Here is a 24,419-nt window from a genome sequence, read left to right on the forward strand (position 1 = left end):
ATTTTTAAATTTATGGTCTGATATTTAACCCTAAAGAAAATGTTTGCAGTATTGGATATCCTCCCCATGCACTATTAGCACTTTTATAAGAGTATGGATTATAAAAATTGAAAGGATTAAGAGCAGTTAATCGGACACTTAAAGACGAAAGATTTAAATTTTCTGCTGTTTCCCTAGGTAAAGAATACCCCACATTTAAGTTCGGCATAGTGAAACGAAAGCTACTAACTCTCCAAAACTCTGAAGGTACCGCATTTATGTCGGAAAAATATGGATTAGGCATTTTTCCATTTGGATTAGTATCTGGATTATAAATGTCATTCCATATACTTGGAACGCTAGCGAAATTTTGGTTGATTTCTGAATTAATATCAATATCTCTCGCATCTATAGCATCGAAGCCTCCCCAAGACATTCCGAGCGTTGCTTGAATACTAAAATTCTTATATTTTAATCTAATTGTTGAACCTATTCCGTATCTATTATTAGGTTTTTCTAATTCTACACGATCATTTTCATTAATAATCCCATCAGGCTCTGCAAATTCACCATCTCCAAGATGCTCTCCTCTTACATCTCGATAATAAAGCATTCCTGGTCTCAAATCTTCTGTAGGGATTCCAAAAACCTGCTGAATATTGTATTGATCTACATAAGCATCTATGTCTGCTTGATCTTTGAACATTCCTAAATAATCGTAACCCCATGTTCCTACTTCGGCCATCTCTCCTTGGCTTGCATTCCACGGCAAAACAGATGTTTCATCAAAGTTACCTACCAATACTTTATTAGTACTCCATCCACTATTAACATCTATTCCGTAACTAAAGTCTTGTCCAATATTATCTTGCCAACCTAAAGAGATTTCTCCACCCCAGAAATTTACTTCACCATAATTTTCAGCTGCAACAGTGCCTCCTATAGAAAATGGTACAGCCCCTGTTCTTTCAATTAGCATATTTCTTCCCTGATTATAAAAGGCATCTACAGTGACATTTAACCTTCTATCAAAAAACTGCATATCAATTCCCAAATTATTTTTATAATCGTCACTCCATACAGCATCTCTATTAGGCGAAAGTTCCATTTTAAAACCATCGGTTCGCGGCGAATCGCCTCCAAAAACTCCTCCTTTCGCTAATTGGAACGTGTAACGCTGTCTCCATGCCCACATTTTTGTATCATCCTTCCCTAATTTACCGTGAGAGAATCTAATTTTAAGAAAATCTAACACATCCGAGTTAAAGAAATTTTCTTTTGAAATAATCCATCCTCCAGAAATTGAATAAAAATGTCCCCAATAATTCTCTGGAGCAAATTTTGTTGATGCATCTGATCGGTATAGAAATTCAAATAAATATTTATCATTATATCTGTAATTTAACCTACCAACATAAGACAATGAACCTGATTCATACTTCCAGGTATACCCATCTACATTTCCAAAAGCGGAATTAAATTGACCATTAGAATCTGGAGCGACCTCTTCTCTTAAAACTTGTTGCTGTGTACCTTCAGTTTCTCCTCTCTCTATGGTTGCTAAAGCCCCAATAGCATGTTTACCAAATGTTTGATTATACGTTCCGACGAAATTGTATTGTTCCGAAAAATTATCAGAATTTCTATAAAAAATGCGATCACCATTTTCAACTTCTATAGGTTCACCAATTATTTGAGCATCCGGAAGATATATATGACCATTATCGCCGCTGGTTTCAAAATTGTAAAGCTCATAAATAGTTCCTAATTGGCTGAGCTTTCCCGTCCCCATATTTCTACCATAAGTTGCTCTAAATGAGAGGCCATCTACAAAGGGCACCTCATATTCAAGATTCATATTAAATGTGAGTGTTTGGTCTTGATTTTCGGCGTAATTATTTAGGTTTTGAATAGCGAAATAATGATATCCATCACCACCAACACCTCCATCCGGAATATTTACAGGCAATCCATTAATATACGGCGGAATGTATCTCGGAGCTCTTAAAAGGCTATTATAATCATCTTCTGCATTTTCACCAGTTACTTTATTGAAGGTCGATGAACGATTAGAAAAATTCCCGGAAACCTGTAAATTTGCATTCAATCCTGATGCTATATCTACACTCGTTCCTGCTCGAAATGTCCATTTGTCATAATCTACTTCAGATAAATTGCCTGTTTGCTGATAATAAGAAGCACCTCCAAAATAAGTAGCGCCTTCGGCTCCCCCACTAACATTAACAGAATGTCTTTGAGTAGTAGCAGAAGACCAAGCTCGATCAAGCCAATCGTATTCATTATTTTCAAAATAAGCGATTTCATCATCAGAGAAAAAATAGTTTGCACTATTACTATCATCCCTACTTACATTTGGATTACCGTAGGGACCGTTTAGTTCGTTTATGAATCGAGCATATTCTGCAGCACTTAGCATTTTTGTTCGTTCCTGCTCATCTGTTATACCATACGAACCATTGTAACTAAACTGAGGAGGTCCAGCCTGTCCACGTTTGGTTTTAATTACAACCGCTCCATTAGCTCCTCTAGATCCATAAACAGCGGCAGCGGCATCTTTTAAGATACTAATACTCTGCACTTCTGATGGATCAAGCTGATTGAACAAAGTGTTATCGTTTCTTCCTTGAGCATCAATTTGTAAAACCCCATCAATAATATACAAAGGCTGGTTGTTTCCTCCATCTTTAGACAGTGTTATAGGGTTTCTTATAGTCAAAGTAGGTTTTAGGCCAGGTCTAACTGATCCCCCAGAGATATTCACCCCTGGCAATTTCCCTCTCAGGGCTGTAGCGAGGTTTCCTACGGGTAAATCTTCAATTTCTTCCATATCTACAGTCTCTACAGCGCCAGTTAGATGCTCCCTTTTCTGCTCACCGTAACCTACCACAACTACATCATCTAGTTGCTCATTGTCGTCGCTTAAAACAACATCTATATTCCGCTCTCCTCCTATATAACGCTCTGTTGTTTTCATTCCAATAAAAGAAAATACCAGTGTATCCCTTCCATAAGCTCTAATAGTGTAACGACCATCCATATCTGTCACAACACCATTCTGTGTTCCTTTTACGAAAACATTTACACCTGGTAAAATATCTCCTCCTGAATCTGTTACATTACCGGATATTGATCTTTGATCATTAAGATCCTGAGCATATATCAGGAATCCACATAAGCAAAGAAAAACCGTAAATACCTTTGTAGTTATTTGTTTCATAGGTATTAGTTATTTTTTGTTAATAAAAATTAAAGATTTGTTAGTTAAACGAATTCAAACGATTTCGTAATTATAAAAAGCTACTAAAACGTTAACGATTTTATTTTTTTAGAAAACTTTAATAATTATTTCAAATATATATATGAGACTTGCATAACCTATCCTGCACTATACTGCTCAAAGTATTTAAATCCAGTAATTTATTACGAAAACATCAAATTAAAGCTTAGATTAAAAGAAAATATTAATTCTATTTATTAAAATTTTCGACTTTAGACAAGATCAAATGATGCCATCGTTATTTAGACGAATTTTAGCATTTAATAAGTGTTCCAAACGCTCATTCCTTCGTAATTTCTATTCCCCCAGGAGTAATAGGGAACAAACTGAACATCAATGATTTCCTGAATATCATTTGACATAGGCGAGTATAAGCTATTATTCCATTCGTGTTTCTTGCAGTTTGCCTTTCCTTCAATAGCTATTATTTTTCGTCCATTAATAAGTAATTCTTTTTCTGAAAATGGATCATTTAAATTTAAAGAAACGTTATTAACGCTATGGCATAAATTTTTATTTGACGTTTCAAGGCAGTAAACAATAGGACCTCTTTTAATAGCTACTTGACCTTTTGTAGATTCGACTAATGGATTTGCTTCCATCTTTTCAATCGGCATGGGTAGATGTATATCTATTTGATCTCCATTTTTGAGAGTCTTATTTATCTTGAAGTAACTACCTGAAATAACATTACTATTTATTTTTTTTCCGTTAATTGCTATTTCTGCATTTCTACTCCAACCCGGAATTCTTAAATAAATTTCCTCTCCTTTGGGTAATTTTTCAATTATTAGTTCAATACTTCCATCCCACGGATAATCAGCTTCCTGTTTAATCCTTATTTCTTGTCCGCTGCTATTCCTAGTATTCAGATAGTTACTCCCATATAAATTCACATAAACTCCATCTTCCGCTAAATTGTAGGCGTAATTATTAACTTCTGCAAGTGTTCGAGTTACGTTGGGAGGACAACAATTGGAAAGAGCAATATAGCCTTGTCTCTCGCTACCCCATCTTTGTTCAAAAGGGAGATCATTAGACACATTTAAGGGATTATTGTAGCAAAATTTTTGTCCTTCTAGGCTAATTCCAGAGAGCACACTGTTATATAATGCTAGTTCCATAATATCAGCATATTTAGCATCTGCGGTTATCTGGAGCATTCTCCAGTTCCACAGTACATTTCCAATGTTTGCACATGTCTCATTGTGAGCCGTAGCGTTTGGCAATTGGTAGGGCCTGCCGTAAGCCTGATGTATTTTTTGAACTTCTCCTGGGTCGTAAACCGTTCCATCAGGAGAAACACCATCATATAAAGCACCGCAGGCCCCTGTAATATACATTTTCCGATAAACAACATCCTCCCAAATAGATTTCAGATTTTCTAAAAGTTTCTCTTCCCCTGTTTCAGCGTAAAGATCGGCTACACCTGCGTATAAATAATTTGCTCTAACTGCATGCCCCATCGCTATCTTTTGCTCACGAAAGGGTATACGGTCTTGATTATCGTCTGTTCCATCATTTGTAGTACCTCTTATATTAAGTAGATTATTTGCAAGCTCAAGGTATCGAGAATCTTTTGTCGCGCGGTACATCTCTACTACCCCCATATAATGTGAAGGACAAATAGCATTACGAGCCAATTCCGGAGAAGCTTTTTGATAGAAGTCGTAAAGATAGTCTGCTACGTCTTTAGCAATATTCAGAAAATTTGCTTTTCCAGTAGCCCGATAATGTACACAAGCAGCAGTCATAAGATGCCCCATATTATATTTTTCAAAACCTAATTGCTGCTGAAGATATTCGTCTCCAAGCGTCCCCCATTTTTCTTCAATAATCACAGGGGTATGTATATAGCCGTCTTCACGCTGGGCTTTAGCAATCATAGTAATTGCTTCATCCATCTCCTTATCCAAATCTTCATCTAGTGTGGTTGCATACACTGCGGCCATTCCTTCAAAAACTTTATAAAAGTCACCATCATGAAACGATGGTCCATCATGTTTTCCTTTCATTAAGCCCGCTGCTATTTCAAAGTTACGATAGGCATGAGTAACCTCTTCATTATGATATAATTCCCACATATAGGGCAGCGTAAATTGAGTTTCCACATCAAACTGTTCTTTCCAGAAACCATCAGTCCATTTTACGTCTGAAAGTCCAACGCTTTTCAATTTAGAATATGGACTATTTTTATTCCCTACCAAACCTTGTCCTTGCGCAAAACAAAATTCTAAAATCACTATTCCCAATGCTAATATATTCTTCTTTATCATCTTAATTATTGAATATAAATATTGATCGTTCTATTCATAGTGTCTCCATGATCATCCTTAACACTTACTACAATTTCCTTAAATCCATTTTCTCCACTTTCAAAGGAAAGCGTATCATTGTTTTCCAAAGTAGCACAATTACCAGAAATTGAATACTCTGGAGAATTAATAAAACCTTGGAACAAATTCTTAATTGGAATCTCTAGTTTTTCATTTGCTTGAAGTATATAATGCGGTTCTGCAAGCCAGTTTAGATAGTTTTCTAGCTCAGTATAACCATCACCATTTTCATCATTATTAGCATCAGAAAAATCACCTTGATTTGAATTAATATTTAAACCTTTTGCTTTTTCCCACCAATTGGGAAGTCCATCATGATCTGTATCCCAATCGTCTCCTCGATGCTCCTCAGGATAATCTTCCCAACCTTCAGCGTCTTTTTCCGTATCTATCATACCGGCTATACCACTTTTACTACCTTTGTACTTATAAGTTCCTTCTATAGTTTCCTTTATGATTCTTTTGTCATGGTTATCTAATGGTAAATTGGATCCTACGTCAGAAACTACTAACTTATAAGCTAATTTTGCAGGTTGGGTTTCTACGAACGACGGAAAGAACGGTTCCTCTACAAAGGTTTCGTAATTCACTATTTCGTTATTCGAAATTATTGATCTCCTACCTTCTTCCTGGTTTTTTAAATCAAAATGTCCAGGCATAATATTTCCCTTAAAAAATGCTTTTTGCGAGCCTAAACCTACACCCTCATGATCCATAGTTAAGGCGTAAAACAAGTCTGTGGCTTCACCTGGTTTGTAGTAATTATTTACAAAGTTTACTTCGTGCGCCCCGCCATCTGTGGTTCTGTGTCCCCAGTTGTAGACGACGTTATTCCTTATATCCAATCTTCCGGCATAATAGCCATCACCATCCAATCCACCACCTAAACTCCAATTTCGACCATAATTATGGGCTAAAAGATTATGATGAAAACTACCAATATCACCACCTATAGTTGCTGCATAACCATGCATTTTGCCTTCTTCATATTTACCATGACCTGCTACATTTAAGGCTTCTGCAATCAAAGTTCGTTGTAGAGTGATATTATGTGCACCTCTTGAACTGAAAGATTCATCAATAGTCCAGCTTATAGAGCTATGATCGATTATACTATGATTTGCTCCGGTTAGTCCCATACCATCATAAGTTCTTCCTGCCCCAATTCTTACCCTCAAAAATCTTGTGATTCCATCATTACCAGTAAGTCCTATAGGTGCTCGAGATAATGTAATACCATTGCCTGGAGCTGTTTGTCCTGCAATTGTTACGTAGGGATCACTCACCACTAATCTGGATTTCAATTCGATATTACCCGAAACATTAAACACAATGGTTCTCGGTCCTTTCATTTCTTCTACTGCATAACGTAAACTTCCTTCTCCTTTATCCTTTAAATTTGAAACCTCCACGACTTTTCCTCCTCGCCCTCCAATTGCAAATCTTCCATATCCTTCTGCTCCGGGGAAAGCCAGCTGTGCAGGTTTAAAAGACCAGACTTCGCCCCGCGTAACATCCCCATTCTCATCAACTTCATCAACTCTCCAATAATACGTTTGCATTGAATAAAGATTTGATACCTCATAGCTTTTTTCCTTAAAGCTACCTTTAAATTCTTCTGACTCTTCAGTGGCATTTAATACTAGATTTTTATCTATTCCAAAAAATATTTTATGATTTTCTATACCTTCCGGAGAGTCCCATTCTAAAATAAGGTTATTTTCAACTACAACATGTTCATCAGCATTTTCTGGTTGTGGACTACGGGACTGATTCATCATATTCTGACCATCCAGTTCAAACCCATTTAAAACAATAGTTTTATCAATAGCTTCAAAATCATCAGCTTCAAAACGAATAATGGTTGGTTTATTCTTTTCAACCTCAAATTTTAAATAAGCCATGGCTGAATTAACAGTGGCATCAGTTCGATTTGATGGCTCTACTGTTCTTACTTTTTTATCATTTACCACAATGTTGACAGGTGCAAAACTTCTTGATTCGGGGCTGTCAAATGTGTTATGAAACGTAAGCAGAGAGTGAGTACCATTTTCCAAACCAGAAATTGTCATAGTCAATGAACCTGAAGAAATTAAGCCATCACTAACTAACTGCGCATAATTAGGAGCTTGAATACCGGCTTTATACCAACTGGATCGAAAATTACCCTCAAGTATAATAGTGGTTTTCCCAAAAGATCTACTCAAACGTTTCCCTTCTCCAACAATCCAGGACTCGTATAGAGGATCATTAACTTCCTTTAGTCGTCTACCATCAAAATCAAGATCAACCTTTAACGTTTTAAAAGCTTCATCTCGTTCTGTATTTTGCTGTGCCTTGCAGGCGAGATTTAAAGTAACCAATACTATGAAAGTAAGCTTAAAAGTTAACCTTATATATTTTTTTACATTCATTGCTGTACATTTAGATTCTGTTTTTCTTCTGCTGAAAAACTATATAAATTAATAATATCTTTTCTCTTGTCTACAGGGCTTACTGCTATTATTTCTGAAACTCCATTTTCTACTTTAGCTTCTATAATTACATTACCAACAGCATGCAATTTAAAATGAACATTCCATTCTTGCGGCCAGGAAGGAAACAGTAGAATCTTATTACCGGCGGTTTGTAGTAGCATTTCCTGAAGTCCAATCATACCTGATCCTCCCCAATTATGATCTGGAACCCAGTCAAATCCAGGACCCCAAAATGCTGGAAATTTCCTACCGGAATTGGCCAATTTTAGCTTCGTATATTTAGCAGCTTCAGCAGTAAATCCCAATCTGGCTGCAAAAATATTGTCCTGTTTCCACCCAATATGACTTCTAAAATTTTGTACATCAGGATCAAGTTTAAAGGTGTTCTTTGCAATTCCTAGATCAGGCTTACCTAATCCGTAAATTCCCCAAGGAAATACTGGGTATAATTGAGGAACTTCGGTATTATTTATTCGCTCCCAATTCTCAGCTGGTGCAATTACTTTTTGATTATTTATTTGTCGAAAACTAATAGGCGGTATTCTTTCTTTAAATTCCGACAAATATTTCTTTTGATTTTCTAATAGATATTCTTCTGGTAGACTTAATAACTTTTTTGTTATAACCTGTAAAGCAGCAATAGTAGAATTTGCATTATAAGCCATTTTGTAAGTCTCGGCAGCCGATCCCGGATACAACACAAGTTTACCTTGAGCATCGAGTTTTTTACTTCCTCGCTGTCCGGCAAGATACTGATAATGATTGTCGAAAAATTTTAAACTGCTCATTACCAAAGGCAGATATTCAGATATATCCTTTTTAATGTAGTAATGCTGATCCAACATCATCAGACAGAATTCTAAAATCGTATCCCATTGGTGCTCTAACCAAGCATTATATTGCAATCCTTGATCATAATCTTTAGGCCTATCCCATCCATATTCAGAGGGATTAGGTAAACCATAATTCTCTATTTGTTCGGTAAATGATGCTCCTCCATGACCCCAATAAACTTCAGATCGCAGTTCGGCGTTTTTCATCATTCGCTGATAAAATTTAAGTTGAGAAGGCATCATATCAAAATCACCACTTTTTAGCATAGGAAAGTAAACTAAACGCTGATTTTGTGCTGTCATGGTACCTCCTCCCCAATTTCTAAAATCTGGTGTAAAAGTATAAGTTGAATCTATATAAACTGGATCGTAAGTAAAAAGCCCGCCATTAAATTTAGTTGGATATTCACCATAGGCATTACAACCTAGCATATACCGAAAAAGTTGATAATTTTGTCCAATTTGATAAACTGAATCTTTTACTGCAGAATTTTTCTTCTGAACATATATAAAACTACGATCCCAAAACGCGTTCCACCATTTTATAGACTTAGAATGTGCAGTTTCTACATTACCTTTATACTCTTTTATTGCTTCAGATAAATCTTCTTTCCAATGATCTATATTTTGTATTTGATCTGTATAAAGTTGAACTTGAAGCTTCTGATTTTTTAAAGCTTTTCTACTCTCTAAACTATAGCCTTTAAAATTAGTATTTTGGTATTTTCCATAATAAACCCCTGATGGTTTAAAATTTTCTCCATGCAGAAAACCTCCGAATGTGAGATTTTTTAAAGGGTTCATCATCTTATTTTTAACAGCTTCCATTCCTTGTTGCTTCACCGCAACATCAAACACCGTAGAATCACGGTTACGATGATAAAATTGAATACCATCGTTATTAAAGTTTATAGAATCGGCATAAGTCAAAATGGTATCTTGAGGTGCCCACTTATAAGAATTGGCATTATTTGCCTTTCCTTTTACTTCTTTATCTTCGTGACGCCAATTTTCGTAAGATGCTGTTACCTTAGTTCTTTCAGCACTTTCTACTTCTAGATGAATTACAGGATTATAAACATCTATCCAAATTCTAATATTGGTGTCGCTATCACTAATCTCAATATAACCATCTCTAAGTTTTAACTCTTGTCTAAAACGTTCACTTTCTTTAAAAGGATTGGGTTCCAATTCTAATTTTAATCGCCCGAGTTTTAAAAATGTATTGTGCTCATCAAAAGTTCCACTTCTTGAAAAATATGCGAATATACTGCCATTTTCAACCCATACATTCATACCGATATCCCCACCTCCTACTGGCATAGATTCAGAACTATTGGTACTCTGGTTAGTCCATACAGGATTATAATCCCCTAAAGAAGGAATTTGCGCCTGTAGTATTGAACAGACAAAAAATAGTATTACAAATAATATATTTTTCAAATTTAAATTTTACCAGTCATCAGTTCTAAACGAAGAAATTGGTAACCCACCGTTACTCCATAGTTGAGCTTCTACAAAGTCATCAAATAAATATCGTACTGCTATTGGATTTTTAACTTCTGAAGAAGTAAGTACAACCGATTTTCTTCTTACTTCTGCCTTAGCTTTATGAAATTCTCTATCCTCACCAGCAAGCTCAAAACCAGTAACTTTTTGACCATGGGAAGTAATTCCGTTAGGAACCTTATTAAAAGAAACAATTATGCTATTCTCCTTGACTTCTATCGCATTTAGTTCGGGGCTTTCAAATTCAAAGCCTTCTAAACCATAGGTTTTAGCTAAAGCTAGATATGCCAATCTTTGACCGCCTTTTCTCTTCTGAGCAGGATGGATATTGTCTTTCTCACCCACATCTGTCAAAATTGCAATACCTGAATTTGTGATCTCTTTAGAAGCCTTTAATTGAGCTTCCCTTAGATACGCTGAATTATATTTTTCTACAATTGTATCAGGAGTAAATACACTATAATCAAATGGTGCAATTTGTGCGAAATAGAATGGAAATTCGTCCTGACCCCATTCTTCTCTCCAAGCATTCACCATTTTTTTAAATAGGTGCTTGTATTGAAATGGACGATCGTAATTCGATTCTCCCTGATACCAAATTGTTCCTTTTATTCCATAATTTATAACGGGCGCAAGCATGCCATTGTATAACGCGGTAGCAGTTCTATTGGGTTCGCCAATATCTTCCACCTCTTTCGGAATCGATATACTATCAAAATCTTCAAGCATTTTCTTACTCATCCATGCTTCTACATTCGATCCTCCGTAAGAGACATGAATTAGTCCTACAGGAATATCAAGAACATCATTAAGCAGAGAACCAAAATACCAGGCGGTAGCACTAAAGTTTCCTACATATTTGGGTGATGCTTCCTGCCAGTTACCCTCAAAATCATGTTTTGGCTGAATTTTAGAATCTCTAGGGATGGTAATCAGTCTTATCTTACTATTCTTTGAACTAATAATTTCTTCATTACCACCTTCCACCGGCTGCCCGGGAAAGCCTTTTAACGGCATTTCCATATTAGATTGTCCAGAACATAACCATACTTCACCAATCATAACATTTTGAAGAGTTTTGCTATCATTTCCGTTGCTGACATTTATGGTATATGGTCCTCCTGCTTTTGGCGTAGTTATCTTTAACTTCCATTTCCCTTGTTTATCACTTTTTACAGAATAGGATTTATCACTCCAAGAAGTTTGAACTTCATATTCCGAGCTATTTTTGCCCCAACCCCATATCGGCACCTCAGTTTCCTGTTGAAGAATCATATTATCAGAAAATAGCGCCGGTAGTTTAAGTTGGGCATTTGCTTGGATCGAAAGAAGAATAAATGTACTTAAAAGTATATATCGAAATAAATTCATTATGTTGATGACTAATATTTCCTAAATTTAAGAAATAGAGGATCTAAACCATCCTGCACCTACTTGTCACGATAGCTTTTTCAATCTGCTGAATGTTTTCTTTTCCTCCAGTGATTTGCGAGTAGTGAACCTGAAATATTCATCCAGGGACTAAATACTGCGGCAGCGAGACCAAGAGTAGCTAATTTTCCCATAACACCCGCAAGTCCGGAAGCCATACCTCCGTTTTGCATCCCTACTTCAAGTGCTACTGTTCGGCAGGAATCCTTATCCATTCCTAATAACCTGCTTAGACCATAGCCTAAAATGTAACCTAAAGAATTGTGTAATATAGAGGCAAATAATAAAAATAAGCCTATTGCAAGTAAGTTGTCCCTGCTGGCAGCCGTAGTTACTGTTGTAAAATAAATAATACCAGACATTGAAATTAGAGGCATAAAGCTCTGAATATTAGGGATAATTTTAAAAAGACGGTAGTAAATATTCCCGAATAATATAGCGCCTAGAATAAAGTTAGATAACTCAATTGATTCCATTGTTTGAGTTGAAAAATACTGCGATAGGTATTGCCAAAAACCAAAAATCATTGCAATTAACCATATGATTGACATAATGGAAATACTATTGACAACATTTCTAAAATAACCATAATCTTTTCGTAATCCATCAAAGATAAGTGCTGCACCTATAGGTACAATTACGATTTTTATTATTTGAAAACACATGTCCAGGAAGTTTATCTCAACATAGGTACCAGCAAGCATTTTCATCAAAAAAGGTGTCATAAAGGGTGCGACCAATGTAGCCATAGCAGTAAGTGTAATTGATAAGGTAAGATTGGCTTTTGCAAGATATACCATTACATTCGAAGCCAAACCGCTAGAGCACGAACCTATGAGAATTACTCCTGCAGCAATTTCAGGTTCAAAAACAAAAACTTTAGTCAATAAATAACCAATTATGGGCATAATGGTAAATTGACAAATAAGTCCTATCAGAACGCCCTTTCCCATCGTTCGTAAACCTGAGAAGTCTTTAATGCTCATCTGCGTTCCCATTCCAAACATAACCAATTGCACAACGACCAAAATGAGCCAAGGATTTCGTAAATCAAAGTCTCCCCAGCTTAAAAATGCGGTAGGGTACAACATTCCACATACAATAGCCGCCAGTATCCAAGCCGTATATTGATAGGTTTTTAATGTTTGTAATGAGCCCAATCCTATAGCAGTAGCAATTGCTCCCAGAACGGCTAAAGGATGAATAAATTCAACTAATCCTAATACCCATACTACTAGAGTCAGGACAATAGCTGTTATTCCTATCCACAAGGCGTACCAGTAATTTTTTTTCATACTAGAGAGTTCTGGCTAGAAATTCCATAGCCACTGGCGGACTCGCCAGAATAGGTACTTTTTTATCGGATTCATCAAGTTGTTCGACCACCCGAGCCATGGATGCCTGGGCCAGGAGAATTACATCTACTTTTTCAGCCAGTTCTTTTAAGGCTGCAGCAACTTTTCTATCATGCTCTTCCGGCCTTCCATCCATAAGCGCTTCGAAGGCGCCTTCACATAATTTAGAAGTCAATTCAATTTCTTTACCGGCAGCCTGAGCTCGGCGCCGAACCAAATCACTTGTTGGCTCTAGGGTTGTGGGAAGTGTTGCTACAACACCAATTTTCTTACCTTCTGCAACCGCTTTATCCGCCATTGGTCTATCTACTCTAAGTACAGGTACGGAAGTTAGGGCTTCTGAAGATTCTACTGCAGAACCAATCGAGGAACAAGTCACCATGATATAATCGGCACCGGCTGCTTCAGCAGATCCAATGTAGTTTACGACACGACGTGAGGTGTCCGGCGTTAATTCGTTGCGTTCAATTGTATTTTTAATAAGACTATCATCTACAATATTATAAACTTTAATATCCTTATCTTTCAAATAGGTATCTACAAGATCCTGAAATATCGGTACCAGTGTAGCCGATGTATGGATCAATGCTAATTTCTTACTCATATATCTATATTTTATAATTCTAGCTTCCCTTTCTGTAAATTCACGAAATAAGCGTTGCTACCTACCTGACCTCCTTTGAGGTTGATTTCCATTTTATCAACAGGAGAATCCTTCGCAAGAGCCACACATAACGGTGCTCCTTTATAAAGCGGCGCGATCATCTCTACCGCGTTAATTCCTAATTCTTTAGCGGTATAACTTGAAGTATCCCCACCTGCGATAACCAACCTTTGGACTTTCTTTTTAAACAAAACTTTTCTTGCAGTTCGTCCCAGAAGTTCTCCAAATCGCTGAGGCAGTTTCCTTCTCGATTGTAAATTATCCCAACCCAAATTTTCAGTTATTTTTTTGGTTTTTTCGAGTCTTGCGTCTTCGCTACCTATAGAGGTATGCAAAATAACACTGGTCCCACCTTTTAGTTGTTGAATGATCTTTTCGGAATACTTTTTTATAAAATCATTAATCTCACCTTCTAAAAATTCGGGTTCTATAGCAACTTCAGCAAAACCGTTTTTTATAGCGTAATTAATTTGAGCTTCAGTTACTGGGCTTACACTTCCTGAAAGCACGAGAATTGGATTGCTTTCTTTTAACTCTTGCCATTCTGTTCTTTCTGAAAATTTACCGCTTTGCTGCCAAAAATCACCTAATGCCTTTCCTACTCCTGAAGAACCTACGGTAAACAATGATTTCTCATTTTCAACTGAATTTTCCAAAAGCTCTCCCAGTATTTTCATTTGCTCCTCATAAATTCCATCAAAAAAAACCACGTTTTTTTCTTTAGAAATTTGATTTAACTTTTGCTGAAGATCTTTAATAGGTAATACCAGATCTAAAAGGTTGATTAATCCAGAATTGTAATCACATTGTAAAGCGAGGTGATCACGAAGGTCGCTTTTATTTGCAGGTGTCACAGGATGTTTAGACATTGATGGATGCTGATCTATTCTAAAAATCTCTCCTGAACTTCCAATACCCATTTGAGCAAACAAATTTCCAAAGGCCATGTATCTTCCAAGATGTGGAGCCGCAATTAAAATAGGTGTGTATTTGTTGCCGAATCGCTTAAAACCTTCTTTTATAGCAACTCCAATATTCCCAATTTCAGGAGAACTGTCAAAGGTGGAACAGACCTTATAATGAACATGGCGAGGATTTAAATCAGCAATCTTCAGAAAATCTCTATGTAATGTTTTACTCATTTCAGCTTTATCCAGTGAACGGGTCATTCCAGCAATACCTATGGCATCAAGATCATCAAACCTTGCTAATTCTTCTATGGTTGGCGGCTCCATAAAAAGTATGGTTTTAGCTCCAGCTCTGGTCATAAATTCCAGCGCATCAGTAGAACCGGTGAAATCATCACCATAAAAAACCAATAATAGCTTTTTAGATTTTGACATTACTTACCTCCAAATTTTTCAACTGACTGTCTAAATTCTTTATGCTCCTTAGCAGTTTCTACTAAAGTACTTCCATTAACTGCACCTTCCCAGGCTTGTTTTAATGCTTTAACACCTCCAGATGGGCCAGATGGGTGAGCCATAATGCCGCCACCTGCCATATAAAGAAGGTCTGTAGTATTTGTAAATTTATAAGTATCAAACGCCTGCCCACCCCACTGGCCAGAGGAAACCACCGGAAGTAAGTCCTCATGGTCTAAAAATTTTGAACTACACGATTTTATAGATCTGATCACCGATTCGTCAGATTCCCAGAATTTATTTCGGATACCGTTAACGTGCAATTGATCTACTCCCGCTAGTCGCCATAATTTGGCATAAGCGGGAAAATTTATTCCGAGTAATGGATGGCGGTTCATCATTCCCCAACCGTTACGGTGGCCATGTATAGATAACTCACCTTTATCAGCGATTGCTTTTACTCCCGCCCAGCCTAGGCTATTTATACTTAGCATAGCGGATGTTCCTTTATTCTCAAGAACCGTATCGTAATTTCTTTTTAAAGTTTCTAAATCCCCAGAAATATTAAATGCGTACATTACCTTCTTTCCACTTTTCTGCTGAAAAGAATTGATTTCTTTCATGACCAGTTCTACCCGATTTTTAAATGGGGAATTTGCAGAAGATGCCATGAGTTCATCATCCTTAATAAAATCTATCCCAGCTTCGATGAGTTCCCTCACCAATTTAGAAGTCTCTTCTGGAGCCATTCCGATACTGGGCTTGATTATGGTCCCAATCATCGGGAGTTCCTGTTTAACGCCCGCTAGATTTTTAGTTCCTTTTGCCCCGAAAGCGGGACCTCGAAATTTCTCAGTGTACCAGCTCGGCAATTCAAAGTCGTCTAGTTTTAAACCCGTAAACTGCCTTAATTCATAGAGATTTCCCTGCAATGTAGATATTAATGTGGGTATATTATCCTGGAAATTTTCCACAGACCAAGAAACACTTACTTTAGCTCTTTTGAATTCCGATTTATGAGTATCACCTGGAATACTTGGTCTATCAACTTTCTCGAGTTCTTCAATATTTTCTACTCTTGCTGCAAAACGTTCTTTAAGCTCTTTGGTTTCTCCTGGAACAGCAACGAAAGTTCCACTAGATTGTTCTCCTGCCAAGACAGCTGCGGCCTCTGATAAATTATAAGGAGTTTCAATTAAATAATGCGCTATGATCCGGTCCATTTATTGAGAAATTTAGCCTAAGGTCTAAATTTCATTGAAATCTTAAGAATTTGCATCCTGTCCTTACATGCGTCAGTTTATGTTTTCAAGAATTACAGGACCTAATAGACCGGCGGGCAGAAGGTCTTCCCCATCCAAACGGTAAGGAGCTGTCGTCCAAATAAGCCGTTCTTTTTCAGGCAGGTTGTGATCACCGATAAGTCGGTTTCGCCAGGTATTGGTAATTTTAATTTCAAGTGTGTTATTCCCTTTTTTAAGTAACTTAGAAATATTTATACGATGCGGAAAGGTCCAGACCACGCCTACATTTTCTCCATTTAGAAAGACTTCAGCAATATCAGAGAATTCGCCCAGGTTCAACCAAACATTCTTAGCGTTACTCTCAAACCTAAATTCTTTAGAGTATACAGCAGTTCCAGAATAATGTTTAATGCTGTCGTTACTAGATGTAGACCAATCAAAAAGTTGATTTATATCCAGAGACTTCTTTGGTCCATTATATTCTTTTGCAAAAGATAAATTCCATTGCTCATCTAGTTTTTTTATCTGCGTATAGCTATTCCAGTTTTGCCCCCTAGACACTTCGCTTTTTGAAGTATTCCCCTTAAATATTATGAATAAAGAGCCATTTTTACTGAATTTTAATGGAAACTCAGTTCTTTTATTTTCAATTTTCCAGTTTTGAAGTGCAGTAGTTTCATCGGTAACCGGATCATATATATAGGCTTTTTTATCAGTATTTCTTAGAGAGATATTCACTTCTTGTTTTTCTGAAGTTTGATTACTAAAAAAATAAATATCTTCCTCTTCAGATTTTCTATGATTCCATGCAAAACTTTCAGTTTTTTTTCGGCTTACATGGGGAAATAATACATCAGGCTCTATTCCTATTTGATTAAAATCTTTTCCAAAATAAGGCAATTGAATTACTTTCCCTTTTCCTATTTTCCAAATATTACTTTCTTCTAAATCTAAATCAGCTTTGTAGCCAGACCATATCTCATCAATTATTTCTTGCCATTGCTGCTTGTCTTTTGCATTTGAAAATCCAGATATCCTATTCGGTTTTTCAGCAACAAAAATTGTAGCACCATCTTTAATAAGTTGAAGTATTTTTTCTGCAACTTCTGTTGAAATCATAGCATTTGGAGCCATTTTTCTACCTCCAGGAAATAATAATGTTTTATACTGAATTTCTCCTTTAAATTGAATATTTCCATCGACTACTTTTGCATCATTAAGCAAGACATCTGGATTAAAAGAGTCGTATTTGTAGCCATTCATAAAATTCACCCAATCGTTCAAATTAGTTACATTTTTAGAATAGGTGACTTCCTTAGGCATCTTAGCGGTCGGTTGATCAATATTATTTAATCTCATTTCCTCAGAAGCTATACGTTCTTTTCCAAAAATATTCGGAATAAAAGGAAGTAGTCTATCTGGAAGCACAGCACGAGAAGGTAATTCTTCACCCGTAAAAACTGCTAGATCTATTACGGGTTTTCCTTTTTGAAGTTGGTATTGAACTCTGCGGCAATATTCTACCCAGGCTTCTCCGGGTTTCCACCAGGTCTGGTCTCGTTGAAAATAGTGACCTACACCGTCTAAAGTCATTCCTGGTTTACGATCCAACCATGGATTATGCACAAAAACATGATAAAAAAACCTGTTAATCCCAAGAGCAAAGTTGCGATCTGCCATAGGTTTAAGCAACTCAGGATCTTCATTCCAATCCATCCTAAGTTCTGTAAAAGCTTCTGCCTGAATAGTATTTTTACCATAAATATGACCTCCGGAAATAGCGTCCAACATATCATTCGGTTTGTCATGTGTTGGGCTTTTCAACCAGAATTCACCGCCTGGAAAATCAACATTTTTAAAATGCATCAACGCATCACTAACCATAGTTGGTGCTACATTTTCTGAGCTAAACTTTACACCTAGTTTCTCTGCTTCGTCATTTATAGTTCCAAAAAAATGATCAACTATTAATTCTGAAATTGTCTTACGAACATCATATAAAACCTGCTCTGAAGTTTCCTGATTTTGCATTGGAATACCAGCCATTAAAGGTAGAAATTCAATAATATCATATCCTCTTCTACTGTTGAACTCTTTTCTAAATACCTTACTCCAATTTTGACTGCCAGCTTCCCAACTATCAATATGCAGAATGCTTAGTACTTTAGGAACTAAATCGGCTCCAGCTATGTCTGCCGATTTCCCGAACCATTGTTGAAACTGAAATTTAATTGCCTCAGGGTCAAATTTATCTACTTCCAAACCCCTTCCTGCTCCTCCGGTCTCATTTTCCTGCCCGGTGGTAGTATGACCAAAACGTATAATCTTCCAATTTCCTTTTGGTGCGTTCCAATTTAAGTCGCCGTAACTATCAACATATTCAGAAATATCAATTATTTCATTTTCAGACAAATAATCCTCATTTTTGATATTGGTCGTTTCTGGACTAATTCTCCAGACCAATCCGGATTTGCCCTCGAAATTGCCTATTTTCGGCTGATTGGAAAGAATAATTTTACTCACCTTCAGGGACTGTTTCCATTTGGCTGCATCTAAATCTTCGGCTCCGGGCTCAGATCCTTCAGGGTCATATAAAAAACGAAAGTATTTAGCTGTTACGGGTTCTATACTATGAGTATAAGGAATCCCTGAGTCCTGCCAACCATGTCGCGGAGCTACCAATCGACCTAAATCTCTAAAATTCTCGCCATCATCACTTACCAAAACTCGAAGCCTCTGTGCTTGATAGTTGACACCCTTACTTTCTACCTGTATTGATTTGCATAGGAACGGATCATCAAATTCATACTGCACCCATCCTTTTTCGTATAGCTTAAACTCATCATTTTTAACAGGACTAGTTAAAAATGATGCATCGATATCTTCTTTACTTGAACTAACCAATGGAGTTCTAGAAATTGAAGTTTTTTCATCAAATTTTCTTAAAATAGCGAAGGTGGCGATATCTTCATAATAATTTTCGATTGCTTCGGGTTGCGGTAAACGTAGCTTAAGATTTGTTCCGCCCTTTAGAATTGTATCTTTCCAGACCACTTTTTGCATAGATTGTTCTGGCTCAATCCATGGACCTCCGGCTACCGCAAAACCATCTGCAGCGTGCATGGCTATTTGTAAATCGAGCCTATCTGCTTCTTCAATAGCAAAACCCACTAACTTCCAAAACTGATCACTTAATTGTAAAATAGGAGGATCTATAAGTGGGGGATCTGTCGGACCTTTAATAGTCATTAAATAAGCACCAGCAATTCCGGCTTCTTTCATCGCTTCTAAATCTGCCGTAATACCCTCTTTGGAATAAGCACTTTGCATCCAGTACCAATAAACCCATGGTTTAGAATTTTCATAGGCTAAATCTTTCTCCTGAGAGAACGCTAAGTCCATAGAAAAGGTTCCTAAAATGAATACAATAAGAAGGATACTTTTTTTTATCATTAATAACCGAATTTTCTTAATATGTTTTCCAAACCTCCATTATCATTAAAAGGGATTAAATAGAAACTATAATCATAATTTTTTGATGGAATTTGATATTTTTCCATAGGTTGTCCTACTTGAGACCAGCTGTCATTGCCTCCAACACCCATTTGAATCAGGTCTATATTTAAGGTAATAAATCCAGGATTTTTCAGATCTGTAGTATGACTGGCTTCATTTAAATTTTCTTGGGTATAAGGCCAGGCGCTCATACTAAGTGCTTCCTGCTCAGAGACAACTAGGAATCCTTTATCTCGTTTAGGAGAGGTTAAAGCCATCCAGCGAACATCAGTCCTATTTCCATTTTCTTGAGGCATTACATAAGGTTCTATAAAATCCTCAAGCTTTTCTGAATAACGACCAATAGTAAAACCATGATTTCTATCGATATAATTCTCTACTGGGCCTTTACCGTACCAGCTTACTAAATCAAAAGTCTGTTGAATCCCGAGCTGCATTCCTACTTTAGGAATATTGGGTAAGGCCTCTGATGCGTTTAGAGCATATTCAAGTTTAATCACTCCCTCAGGTAAAATTTTATAAGTAATCTCTACAGATGCACTGTCTTTTATTACCTCGTAAGTGCTCGTGATCGTTGATCCTACGCCTCCTAAACTAAGAATAAAATTTTTCAGAATTGGTTCAGCTTTATACCATTGTTTAAGAATCTTATTCGGCTTCCAACCTTTTCGATCATTATCAGTAAGTGGGCGTACAAAATTCGGTAATAAGGGAGCAAACACCTGCTCGTCTCCATTTACAGTCCACGACGATAACGCTCCGTTTGTTTTATCGAATACAGCTTTAAATTTTGAAGATTGAACCACTGCCTTTTCGGCATCTTCTGAAACACTCACATCTAGTTTTTCTGAAAGATCAGTTCGAATTTCAGGTTTTTTCTGAATCATAAATTGATCTGAAGCTATTGTATATCCTGACTCAGCCCAAAGTTTATCTTCTTTGGTTTTGAATTCAATATTTAATAAATATTCAGAGTTTTTATTCCGTTTGGGTAAAAAGGACTTTAAACTGATCATTTTTGAATTACCCGGCTCAACATCTAAGGGGTTAAGAATCTCTTCTTTAATAACTTTACCGTTTTCTAATAGAATCAAAACGGCATCATAAACAGATAAATTTTGAACTGAGCTACGATTAGTGATTCGTAGTTTATTATTATCCACTAAACTACTAGTCACGGGCTGATAGACCCATTTATTCTCGTACATCGCAGCTTTTGGCCTGCCGTCTGATGCGACGATTCCATTAATATTGAAATTTCCATCATGAAGCTTCTCTCCATAATCGCCTCCATAAGCGTAAAATTCTTCACCTGTTTCGGGATCTAATTTTACTAAGCCCTGATCTTTATAATCCCAAATACAGCCACCAATAACTCTAGGAAGCGATCTAAATTCGTCCCATAATTCTTTTAAATTTCCAGTAGAATTTCCCATAGAATGAGAATACTCCACAAATAAGATTGGACGATCATCTGCCTGCTTATCGACAAGAAATTTTGGAGTAAATACACCAGGATAGAATCGACTTACAATATCTACATAAGACTTATCCTTTGGGTTTTCAAATCGGTGCGAATGATCTCCTGTAGAAGGATACCCTTCATCTTGAGGATCTAAATAACCTTCCAGCCGCGGATCACCCTGAGCTGGCTCATAATGAACGGGCCGGGTAATGTCAAAATCATGTACCCATGCGGCCATAGTAGCATGATTCGGTCCTGTCCCAGCTTCATTACCCAAACTCCAGAATACAATACTTGGATGATTTTTATCGCGCTCCAACATCCGCGTCATGCGCTCCATGTAAGCGTGATTCCATTCCGGATCATTACTCAGCTTGCCGCCGATTCCATGGGTTTCTAGATTAGCTTCATCCATCACCATTAAGCCATATTTATCACATAACTCGTAGATATAGGGATCATTTGGATAATGACTAGTTCGAATTAAATTGAAATTAAAGCGCTTTATGGTTTTAATATCTTTCTCCATATCTTCCCTACTTAGGGATTTTCCTTTAATCGGATGATGATCGTGACGATTTACTCCATACACATAAGTTTCCTTACCGTTAATAAGTAATTTGCTATTCTTTTTAGAAAATTCGATAGACCGAAATCCTATCTTTGAAGATTTCACTTCAGAAATTTCTCCTTTTTCATCTTTTAGTATCAATAACATTGTGTAAAGGTTTGGAACCTCAGCACTCCATTTTTTTGGTTCTTTGATCATTTTTTCAAAAAAACCAAAACGCACATTATCCAATCTTGGATAACTTTCATTGATAATCTCTGAAACTGCTGTATCCAGTACCTTGTCGAAAACGGGTTTATGATGATCATCATATAACTGAACTTCCAACCGGTAATTTATAATAGTATCACCAGTCAAATTTTCAACTTCAGGTCTTAATTGAAATAAAGCATCTTTATATTCTTTATCCAATTTGGCCTGGAAGAAAAAATCTTCTATATGTAGTTTGGGTTCGGCCATAATAAAAACTTCTCGCTGAATACCACTTAGTCTCCAGTGGTCTTGATCTTCCAAGTACGCTCCATCACTCCAGCGTAGTACCTGAACTGAAAGTGTATTATTCCCCTCCTTCAGATAAGGCGTTATATTAAACTCTGATGGTAAAAAGCTATCCTGCCCGTATCCTAAAAACTTTCCGTTGAGCCACACTTTAAATGCTGAACTTACCGCTCCAAAATGTAGTGTGATGTTTAAATCTTTCCATTCAGCTGGAACTGTAAAATTTCGTTGATACGATCCTACCCCGTTTGTATCTTTTGGAACTAATGGTGGATTGATAGGTCGAAAAGGATAAACTGCACTTTTATAAATCGGAATATCGTAGCCTTTTAATTCCCAATTTGAAGGAACTTCAATTGTATCCCAATTTTCAACTTCTGATACATAAAAGTCTGCTGGTGCTTCTTTAAGGTTCACTGCATAATTAAAATTCCATTGCCCATTCAACGTTTTTAACCGACTTTTATCTCGATCACCTTCTAGAGCATCTTCAATAGTACGGTAAGAATATGATGTAACTCTTGCCGGTTCACGATTTATACTTGTAACTAATGGGTTTTCCCAGGGATTAGGTTGATGTAAACCGGGAATTTTTGGAATTCCTGCAGCCTCTCCAGTTACTGTTTGTGCAGAAAGAGGAAGCCATAGGCAACTAAATACTATAATTAGAAACTTTTTAGTCTTTTTTATTTTCATCTGGCGCTACAAAATGAATATCACTTTTACCTAAATCTTTTGATGTTGCTACCGCAATACCGCGCTGAAAAGGTTTATTAACCGCGCAATAAAAATGATAAACCACGCCATCATGCTTAACAACAAAGGATTTATGTGCGAACGACTCGTCATAAGGCTCAGAAGAAGCTATAAGATCTTCACCCTCCCAGTCCTTCCACTTTATCAAATCATTAGAAACTGCAAATCTGTTAAAAGCTCCTTCCTTCCAAAAGGCTCCAAAATAGAACATTACCCAAGTATCATTTATTCGCTGAATATAAGGATCTCCTGAAATTCCTGTATGATGATTTATAAGGGGCTCGTTGCCATATCTTTTCCAGTTTTTCATATCATCTGAAACTGCCATTGCAATTCGTTCTGCGCCACGAGCAGGATTTAAACTATCTCCGCGAGCATTATAATACATTATAAATTTGTGACCAGTTTCTCCTTGAAAATCACGGATTACGGATTCTTTATACATGGTGCTATTGTCGTACCACTTAACATCGTCGTCATTAGGTGTAAGAATAGGTTCTGGTAATCTTTTAAATTCCACAGGTTCATCCGGAACCTTATCGGTATAAGCCATGCCGAGAGATAGCGTTCCGGCTTCGTAACCTTCACTGTCTCCTCCAAAATAACTCATCCAGTATTTATCTTCATAACTTGTCCATTTGTAACTTCCGCCCCAGGTGGGATCTTGCAATGCGATGTAGCCAGCTTTCTGATTTCGATCCCATTGGGTAGTGTCATTAGAAAAAGACATTACTTTACCCAAATGTTCCCAATCTAGAAGATTCTGGCTTTTTGCCATCCAAGTTTCGTAACCTCTACCATCGTAAATTAAATAAGTCATGTACCAGGTGCTATCTATTTGATAAACACTGGGACAATCCATTTTATAGGAATTATTTTCTGGAACCATAACCAAACCATACTTGTATGGGGTTTTTATTTCTTCATAGATTTCTTCCATTACCGCGTCGGTAATTTCTCTCTTTTTATAAGATTCTTTCTCAGGTTTCGCAGAACAGGATATTAGAAATATAAGAACTGTTATTACCAGAATTGAATTATTGTATTTTTTCATTTACAGATAGTTAGACTTAAAAGATAAGTAACAATGCAATATAAGAAACGAAAAGGTTATCGCTATCCT

At 36.7% G+C, this 24,419-nt stretch carries 12 protein-coding genes; all 12 read right to left on the reverse strand.

Going from position 1 to position 24,419, the window contains the following annotated elements:
* Positions 1–10: 10 nt before the first annotated feature.
* The gene (locus QWY91_RS08075) at positions 11–3,217 is read right to left on the reverse strand and encodes a SusC/RagA family TonB-linked outer membrane protein (protein ID WP_290233551.1); all 3,207 of its coding nucleotides are present in this window, start codon (positions 3,215–3,217) and stop codon (positions 11–13) included.
* A gap of 320 nt (positions 3,218–3,537) precedes the next feature.
* Entirely contained in the window at positions 3,538–5,553 is a 2,016-nt protein-coding gene (locus QWY91_RS08080) for an aceric acid hydrolase (protein WP_290233553.1), read from the reverse strand.
* 5 nt (positions 5,554–5,558) lie between these two features.
* Positions 5,559–8,027 carry a pectate lyase family protein gene (locus QWY91_RS08085; RefSeq protein ID WP_290233556.1) on the reverse strand — a complete coding sequence of 823 codons (2,469 nt, stop codon included), beginning with the start codon at positions 8,025–8,027 and terminating at the stop codon, positions 5,559–5,561.
* Positions 8,024–10,366 carry a DUF5703 domain-containing protein gene (locus QWY91_RS08090; RefSeq protein WP_290233558.1) on the reverse strand — a complete coding sequence of 781 codons (2,343 nt, stop codon included), beginning with the start codon at positions 10,364–10,366 and terminating at the stop codon, positions 8,024–8,026. The genes QWY91_RS08085 and QWY91_RS08090 overlap by 4 nt, the downstream gene beginning before the upstream one ends.
* A 9-nt stretch (positions 10,367–10,375) precedes the next feature.
* Entirely contained in the window at positions 10,376–11,803 is a 1,428-nt protein-coding gene (locus tag QWY91_RS08095; RefSeq protein WP_290233561.1) for a sialate O-acetylesterase, read from the reverse strand.
* 80 nt (positions 11,804–11,883) lie between these two features.
* Positions 11,884–13,158, reverse strand: a complete 1,275-nt coding sequence (locus QWY91_RS08100) for a bile acid:sodium symporter family protein (protein ID WP_290233564.1) — start codon at positions 13,156–13,158, stop codon at positions 11,884–11,886.
* A gap of 1 nt (position 13,159) precedes the next feature.
* Positions 13,160–13,822, reverse strand: coding sequence for an aspartate/glutamate racemase family protein (locus QWY91_RS08105; RefSeq protein WP_290233567.1), 663 nt, complete (start codon positions 13,820–13,822; stop codon positions 13,160–13,162).
* Positions 13,823–13,833: 11 nt separating this feature from the next.
* Positions 13,834–15,225, reverse strand: coding sequence for a four-carbon acid sugar kinase family protein (locus QWY91_RS08110; protein WP_290233570.1), 1,392 nt, complete (start codon positions 15,223–15,225; stop codon positions 13,834–13,836).
* Positions 15,225–16,469, reverse strand: coding sequence for a ribulose-bisphosphate carboxylase large subunit family protein (locus tag QWY91_RS08115; protein ID WP_290233571.1), 1,245 nt, complete (start codon positions 16,467–16,469; stop codon positions 15,225–15,227). The genes QWY91_RS08110 and QWY91_RS08115 overlap by 1 nt, the downstream gene beginning before the upstream one ends.
* 72 nt (positions 16,470–16,541) lie before the next feature.
* A complete protein-coding gene (locus QWY91_RS08120) occupies positions 16,542–19,943 on the reverse strand; it encodes a glycosyl hydrolase (protein ID WP_290233574.1) in 3,402 nt (1,133 codons plus the stop codon).
* Complete coding sequence (locus tag QWY91_RS08125; protein ID WP_290233575.1) at positions 19,943–23,236, reverse strand: glycoside hydrolase family 2 TIM barrel-domain containing protein; 3,294 nt, start codon at positions 23,234–23,236, stop codon at positions 19,943–19,945. The genes QWY91_RS08120 and QWY91_RS08125 overlap by 1 nt, the downstream gene beginning before the upstream one ends.
* Positions 23,217–24,350 carry a glycoside hydrolase family 130 protein gene (locus QWY91_RS08130; RefSeq protein WP_290233576.1) on the reverse strand — a complete coding sequence of 378 codons (1,134 nt, stop codon included), beginning with the start codon at positions 24,348–24,350 and terminating at the stop codon, positions 23,217–23,219. The genes QWY91_RS08125 and QWY91_RS08130 overlap by 20 nt, the downstream gene beginning before the upstream one ends.
* Positions 24,351–24,419: the final 69 nt, after the last annotated feature.

Source organism: Zunongwangia endophytica, from assembly GCF_030409505.1.
GTDB lineage: Bacteria > Bacteroidota > Bacteroidia > Flavobacteriales > Flavobacteriaceae > Zunongwangia > Zunongwangia endophytica.